Below are 6340 nucleotides of genomic sequence, written 5' to 3'. Positions count from 1 at the left end.
ACCTGGGCCTTCATCACCTGGGTCGCCTACGCCGCCTACCTCCACGCCCGCGTCACTGCCGGCTGGAAGGGCCGCCGCGCCGCCTACCTCGGCCTGATCGCCTTCGCCACGTTCGTCTTCAACTACTACGGCGTCAACATCTTCATCACCGGGCTGCACTCCTATGCCGGCGTCTGACGCCCAGACCACCGGGACCGGACCCCGCGCGATGGTTTCAGGTCCGAGCGCGAGCCGCGCCGCAAGCCCTCAGCGACGGCTGAACCGCCCCCAGGTCCTCGGCCCGATTGCCGTTGGTGCACGGCGCCGCCCGCCCGGGCCGCACCGGGACCTGACGGCTCTGCCCGGTGCCGCACGCAGGCGTCATCCGCCGCTGCGGCGCCCCGCTCGTGATCGTGACCGCGCACTGGGGGGATGGCGCGCGACTGCTGGGAACCGCACTGCCCCGTCATCCGTCACTGCTAGCATCCCGCTCGTGATCTCTCGAGCGACGCCGCCGCCGTCGCTCCGGCTGTGGGCCGGAGTGCTGCTGGCGTGCGCGCTCGCGCTCTGCCTGACGGGTGTGGCCCGCCCCGCCATGGCGATGGCGATGTCCGCCCCGGCGGAGTCGACGCACCCGATGGGCGAGGCCACGGATGCGGCCGACCCGGCCGCCGGAACGCGGACGACGGCCGACTCGCTCGGCCCGGAGGACTCCTGTCCTTCCAGCAGCGACGACGACTGTGCCCAGCCCTCGGCCGCCCCGCCCCACAACGCTCCGGCCGCCCAGGCTGCCCCGGCCTGCGCCGACGGCCCGCAGACGCCCATGTCCGTCCTGCCGGGGGGACCCCGTTCCGGGGTTCCGCCGCCTGCCGAGGCCGTCGCTCCTCCTGATCTGCACCGGTTGTGCGTGTCCCGGACGTGACAGTGCCCGTCCGCAGGGTCCTCTCCTGCGGGCGCCCGCGCTCCCCCACGTCCGTTTCGGCACGCCCCGTTGCGCGTGCCGCCCTTGTTGTTCAGGAGTTTCGACGCATGCCGTCATCTGTCGCCTTGCTCGCGACCGGACTGTCCACCGGTCTGCTCGCCGGCGGTGCCTCATGTGCCGCCGTCCAGGGGGGCCTGCTGGCCGGCGCGGTGACCCGCCGCAGCCCCGCCACCCCATCACCGGCCCCCGCACGGGCTCTCGTAACAGCCGGTTCCGCCCGCCGCAGCCCCGCTGCCCCGTCACCCGCCCCCGCGGCGCGGGCCGGCCGCAGCTCCAGGTCCGCGGGCAAACACGCCTCTCCGGCGGAGCCCAAGGCCCTGGTACCCGTCGGGGCGTTCCTCGCCGGGAAGCTGGTCTCCCACACCCTCCTCGGCGCACTGCTGGGCATCTTCGGCAACGCGCTGCAGCCCAGCCCGCGCGCCCGGGCCGTCATGCTGATCGCCGCCGCGGTCCTCATGCTGCTGTTCGCCCTGGACCTGTTCGGCGTCAAGGCCGTCGCCCGGCTGGTGCCGAGGCCCCCGGCCTCCTTCGGACGGCTGATGCGGCGCAGCGCCAAGACCGACTCGGTCGCCACCCCGGCCCTGATCGGTCTCGCCACGGTCCTGGTGCCGTGCGGGGTGACCCTGTCGGTGGAACTGCTCGCGGTCACGTCTGGCTCCCCGCTGGCCGGGGCCGCCGTCATGTTCGGCTTCGTGGTCGGCACCGCACCGCTGTTCGCCGTCCTGGGCTACCTCTTCCGCCGCACCAGCCGGGCCCTGTCCGGCCGCCTGGCCATCGTCACCGGCGTGGTGGTCCTGGGCGTCGCCGTGTGGACCGCGGCCTCCGGGCTCCAGGCCGGAGGCTGGGCCACCTTCAACCTCAACGACCAGCCCGCCACGGCGGCGGCACCGGCCTCGTCGGACGCCGCGGGCTCGGACGGGCAGAAGGCGACGGCCGACGGGCCGGTCACCATCGACGCCTCCGGCAAGCAGACCGTCGTCCTGACCGTCACCGACTTCTACGAACCCACCCGGTTCACCGCCAAGGCCGGGGTGCCCACCACCCTGATCCTTCGCGGCAAGGATTCCGGCGGCTGCGCCCGTGCCTTCACTATCCCCGAACTCGGGGTCCAGGAGATCGTCAAGCGCGACGGCGACACCAAGATCGACCTGGGCACCCGTAAGCCCGGCACGCTCAACTTCACCTGTGCCATGGGCATGCAGACCGGCAGCATCAACTTCCAGAAAGGCGCGTAATGGCACTGTTCAGCCGTAAGAAGGACGACACGGAGACCGGCCCGCAGGTGGTCCTCAAGGTGGAGGGCATGCACTGCTCCAGCTGCGGCCTGTCCATCGACGACGAGCTGGAGGAGGTGCCCGGCGTGCGCTCGGCCAGCACCGACGTGCGCCGCGGACAATCCACCATCCGTCTGGAGGAGGGCGCGGCCGTGGACCCCGACGCCCTTGTCGCCGCGGTGCGGCGCGCCGGCGACTACATGGCCCAGTCCGTCGGCTGACACGGCAGCACGATGAGCACGGCGCGGTCTGGCCGGGCATCCCGTCCAGACCGCGCCGTCGTTGCAGGCCCGGCATCGATGTCGTAAGCGCTGCAACGGCTGCGCGCCGACTGGCACGACGCGAGCGCGGCCGAGCCCGACGTCGCCGACAACCGCGGGCTGGCAGGTGCATACTCGCCCCAGGATGGTGAACCGGCCGGCGAAGCGGTCACTGGCCTGCCGCCCCGAGGCGTGGAGGCACTCACCCATGGCCATGGCGTGGCTGCTCGTCACCGTCGCCGGACTGTTCGAGACCGGCTTCGCGGTGAGCCTCGCTCTGTCCGACGGCTTCACCCGGCTGTGGCCGACCATCGGGTTCTGCGTTTTCGCACTGGCCAGCTTCGGTCTGCTGACGCTCTCGCTGAAGAAGCTGGACGTCGGCCCGGCGTATGCGGTGTGGACCGGCATCGGAGCGTCGGGCACGGCGATCTACGGCATGGCCTTCCTCGGCGACGTGGTCTCCACCCTCAAGATCGTCTCAATCGCGTTGGTGATCGTCGGGACCGTCGGTCTGCAGTTTTCAGGTTCCGCCGGCGAGCGCGGGGCGCGCCCACCGCAGCTCTGACCAGCTGATCCTGGTCGCAGCCAGGCATGGGCACAGCGACGCACGAGAGGGCCGGCCGTCGCGTGACCGACAGCGGTGTGCTGCTTCGGGCTGCTGGAGGAAAGCCGGTTCAGCCACTTGTGGCGGAGGGTGCGGCGGCAGCCGAATGCTCAGTGCCCCAACGGGGATGGCACCGACTACTTGCTGGTCGTGCGGATAGGGCTCCGTCTGGCTGGTGGGGCGCGGCGGTCTTCGGAGGGTGCCGGACGGCCGCCCTGCCGCCGAGCGGCCACCGGCAGGGCAGCGGTGCGGCGTGCCGTGACGCGTCTGCGACGGTGCCCCGGGCCCCTGACTTCCCGGGGCACCGTTGCAGACGCGTCAGGATCCCTTCCGTGGGCGGTCACCAGGTGTGTGACCTTCTTCGGTGTCGCGCTGGGCGGCCTTGAGCTGGTCGATCTCCGCCTGGAGGCGAGTGACCTCGGCGGCCTTGGCGTCCGGGCCGGTGGGGGCGCCGGCCGCTTGCCCGGGCTGGTGCTGTGCCTGGTTCTTTCGCTGGTTCCGGCTCATGAGCCACATCGCCCCGCACATTGCGACGGGGCAGGCCAGGAGCAGCAGGACGAGTGCAACGGTCTCGGACGACATCGTCAACTCCTTTCGCGTGGCGGCCGGAGGAGGGCCGCCGCGCTCACCGGCCCTCGGTGTGTGATCGTTCGGCGGGGTGTGGCGGGCGCGCGTCCGGCGCGCCCGACCCGGACGGGCGTTTCGCCATCGGGACGGTGTGCGCGGCGGCCGCGTGCCGGTGGCGCCGGGACGGCAGGAAGCGGGGTGTGGCGGCCGCGTACTCCTCCCACACGATGCCGAACCGGCGGGCGACCTCCGCCTCCTCCCGAATGGCGAGGCGTCGGTACACCCACACCAGCACGGGGAACATCACCAGCGTGGGCAGGGTCGGCCACATCAGCAGGAACCCGACCATGATGGCGAGGAATCCCGCGTACTGCGGATGGCGGATGTGCTGGTACGGGCCCGTGGTCGCCAGGACGCCGGACTGCGCGGCGGCGTGCAGGTGCCGCCACCCGGCGGCGATGAGCACGAAGCCAAGGATGATCAGCACGTAGGCGGCGAGGTGGAAGGGGCTCATGTGCGGGTCGCCCTTCCAGCCGATCAGGTCGTTCCACAAGTGGCCCTGGGCGTGGCTGTAGCCGAGGTTGGGGAACCAGTTGCCCAGCGGTCCGGCCAGCAGGTAGACGGTGAGCGGGAAGCCGTACATCTCGGTGAACAGGGCCACCGCGAAGGCGGAGAAGCCACCCAGAGCCTTCCAGTCCCGGCCGGTCTTCGGGTGGAAGAAGCTCGCCGCGAAGATCACCAGCACGAGCGTGTTGATGACCACCAGGGCCCACAGGCCGTAGCCGTACTGATCGTTCACCGTGCACCTCCTTCACGCCCTCGCGGTACGCGACAGCGTCTCTTCTTCTCCCCACGCTAGGTCGGCGGTGTGAAGCGGCTATGAAGGCCGCATGCAGGGGCTCTGTGTCTGGGCGCCGCCGGTGGCCTCATGGACGCGGGGCGGCAACCGGTCCCAGGCATACAGGTAAAGGCCCAGGAAGATCGTCTCGAGGAAGAACGCGATCCCCTCGGTCGGGAACGGCAGCCCGATGGCCTGCCCGAACCCCGGCCCATCAGCCCGGGCCACAGCAGACCCATCTCGAAGCTGAGGATGGTCCCGGAGACGGCACCGACGGCGAACAGCACGCCCATCGCCTTCGCTCACCGCTGCGCCAGCAGCGCGTAGTTGGCGTCCCCGGTCCTCATCCCGTGCCACTCGGCGAACACGGTCAGCGCCGGCATGCCGACCCCGAAGCTGGCGACGATGATGTGCCAGCCCAGCGAGATGGCCATCTGTAGCCGGGCCGCCATCAGGTCCGCCGGGGTGGCGGCCGCCGCAAGCAACGCCAGTTCGCGCACCACCGTCACCGCTCCCGGGGGACCGCCTGGCCTGTCTGCGGGGAGTGGGGAGGCCGGGGTGGTCGTGCGCCGTAGGCCGCGGCCGGCCTCGGCAGGGCAGCGCGGAGCAGCCGGACCACCTCGGCGAAGTCATCGTGCTCGGACCGGCATGCGGGGCAGCGGGCGAGGTGGGCTCGGATCGGCGCTTCCTCCTCGGGCTCCAGCGCCCCGACGGCATACACCCCGAGCCACTCGCGGATCTCGTCGCACCCTGCTGCGGGCTTCGGCATGGTGCCCTCACCCCCTCGTCGCATCCCGGCGCTTCGGGGCGCGGTCAGGCGCGGGCGTCGGGGCCGCTGTCCTTGGTGAAGTCGACCGCCTGCTCGGCCTCGGCCGCAGTGGTGCCCTCGCGCCGGGCCTCGGCGGCCTTCAACTCGCGCAGCTCCGCCTGCAGCGCGCTGATCTGCTTGTCCAGCTTCGTCCCGGCGGCGGAGGGCGTGGTCTTCTGGGTCTTGCCTCCCATGCCGCAGGAGCTGCCGGCCTGGCCCTTGCCCTGGCTGTTGTTGTTCGTGCCGCGCATCATGAAGACCATGCTCAGCGGGCACAGGGCGAGGATCAGCAGCGGCAGGGCCGCCACGAACCATGCGGGCTTGAGCAGCAGCACGCCGACGGCGACGATGCCGAGTCCGGCGAGGACCTTTTTGTTGATGCACATGGGGATCACTCCGCGGGTGGACGCTGGCCGGGTACGGCACCGCACAGTGCCTGTATCCGGAAGGCTAGGTTCGGGCTGTGAAGGATCGATGAGTTCGCGATGGGCTGCCGATGTGCGTTCACCGGGCGGGCCCTGGGGGGCTATGTCCAGTGGCGCAGCCCGATGAAGGCGAGCACCAGGCCGCCGGCCTGGAGGCCGATGTGGTGGGGGTCGAACGGCAGCAGTGTGAGCGCGGTGCGGGCTCCGACGACTCCGAGGGCGAACAGGAACAGCCCGAGCGGGACCAGCGTGTACAGCAGGACTCGGTCTCGTGTCGTTCCCGTGGCCCGGATGCCGCGCAGGCGGTGTCGCCGTCCGTTCATTGCCGCCTCCTGGCAGCATCGGTCGTCTCCTTCAGCAGACGTGTCGCCCGGTCCCTCCGGGCCGGCGCCGTCACGGTCTTGCTCGCGTCCGCGGCGGCGGGCGTCTCCTCGGCAGGGCCGGGCGGGGCGGCGGTCGCAGAATCGGCCGTCTCAGCGGCCGCTGTGCCGTGGGAGAACCGGCCGCCGGGGCGGCGCAGCCAGAGGAAGGCGACCGCGGCGGTGAACAGCAGCAGGCTGGTCCACACGTTCAGGCGCAGGCCGAGGATGTGGTTGGCGGGGT

Annotated in this window: 11 protein-coding genes and 2 pseudogenes; 5 read left to right on the top strand and 8 right to left on the bottom strand. The window is 71.6% G+C overall.

What is annotated here, in order from left to right:
* The 5 genes from ccsA to ABZ078_RS43955 all read left to right on the top strand — a co-directional run.
* On the top strand, window positions 1-177 hold a 177-nt coding region (gene ccsA, locus ABZ078_RS43975), incomplete at its 5' end, for a cytochrome c biogenesis protein CcsA (protein WP_356584256.1).
* A gap of 295 nt (window positions 178-472) precedes the next feature.
* Window positions 473-901, top strand: a complete 429-nt coding sequence (locus tag ABZ078_RS43970) for a hypothetical protein (protein WP_356584250.1) — start codon at window positions 473-475, stop codon at window positions 899-901.
* Window positions 902-1008: 107 nt separating this feature from the next.
* On the top strand, window positions 1009-2196 hold the full coding sequence (locus ABZ078_RS43965; RefSeq protein WP_356584248.1) for a sulfite exporter TauE/SafE family protein: 1188 nt from the start codon (window positions 1009-1011) through the stop codon (window positions 2194-2196).
* Window positions 2196-2456, top strand: coding sequence for a cation transporter (locus ABZ078_RS43960; protein ID WP_356584246.1), 261 nt, complete (start codon window positions 2196-2198; stop codon window positions 2454-2456). The genes ABZ078_RS43965 and ABZ078_RS43960 overlap by 1 nt, the downstream gene beginning before the upstream one ends.
* 253 nt (window positions 2457-2709) lie before the next feature.
* Window positions 2710-3060: a multidrug efflux SMR transporter gene (locus ABZ078_RS43955; RefSeq protein ID WP_356584254.1), complete on the top strand. Its 351-nt coding sequence runs from the start codon at window positions 2710-2712 to the stop codon at window positions 3058-3060.
* 357 nt (window positions 3061-3417) lie between these two features.
* Here the strand turns inward: ABZ078_RS43955 and ABZ078_RS43950 are convergent, their stop codons facing one another.
* From ABZ078_RS43950 to ABZ078_RS43915, 8 genes and pseudogenes are all read right to left on the bottom strand, one after another.
* Window positions 3418-3681 (bottom strand): hypothetical protein, encoded by a 264-nt coding sequence (locus tag ABZ078_RS43950; protein ID WP_356584244.1) that lies wholly within the window; start codon window positions 3679-3681, stop codon window positions 3418-3420.
* Between the two features lie 43 nt (window positions 3682-3724).
* Window positions 3725-4465, bottom strand: a complete 741-nt coding sequence (locus ABZ078_RS43945; protein ID WP_356584242.1) for an isoprenylcysteine carboxylmethyltransferase family protein — start codon at window positions 4463-4465, stop codon at window positions 3725-3727.
* Window positions 4466-4543: 78 nt separating this feature from the next.
* Window positions 4544-4732, bottom strand: coding sequence for a cytochrome ubiquinol oxidase subunit I (locus ABZ078_RS43940; RefSeq protein ID WP_356584252.1), 189 nt, complete (start codon window positions 4730-4732; stop codon window positions 4544-4546).
* Window positions 4733-4776: 44 nt separating this feature from the next.
* A pseudogene (locus ABZ078_RS43935) lies at window positions 4777-4938 on the bottom strand (cytochrome ubiquinol oxidase subunit I); the annotation flags it as partial.
* 71 nt (window positions 4939-5009) lie between these two features.
* Complete coding sequence (locus ABZ078_RS43930) at window positions 5010-5273, bottom strand: zf-HC2 domain-containing protein (protein ID WP_356584240.1); 264 nt, start codon at window positions 5271-5273, stop codon at window positions 5010-5012.
* A gap of 44 nt (window positions 5274-5317) precedes the next feature.
* The gene (locus ABZ078_RS43925; RefSeq protein ID WP_356584238.1) at window positions 5318-5698 is read right to left on the bottom strand and encodes a DUF2933 domain-containing protein; all 381 of its coding nucleotides are present in this window, start codon (window positions 5696-5698) and stop codon (window positions 5318-5320) included.
* Window positions 5699-5838: 140 nt separating this feature from the next.
* Window positions 5839-6060, bottom strand: coding sequence for a hypothetical protein (locus ABZ078_RS43920; protein WP_356584236.1), 222 nt, complete (start codon window positions 6058-6060; stop codon window positions 5839-5841).
* Window positions 6057-6340: pseudogene (locus tag ABZ078_RS43915) on the bottom strand (hypothetical protein); the annotation flags it as partial. The gene ABZ078_RS43920 and the pseudogene ABZ078_RS43915, both read right to left, overlap by 4 nt.

Source organism: Streptomyces sp. NPDC006385 (assembly GCF_040612485.1).
In the GTDB taxonomy this organism is placed as follows: Bacteria; Actinomycetota; Actinomycetes; order Streptomycetales; family Streptomycetaceae; genus Streptomyces.
The sequence above is the reverse complement of the archived record's forward strand: the minus strand, read 5'-3'. Positions and strand labels throughout refer to the sequence as shown.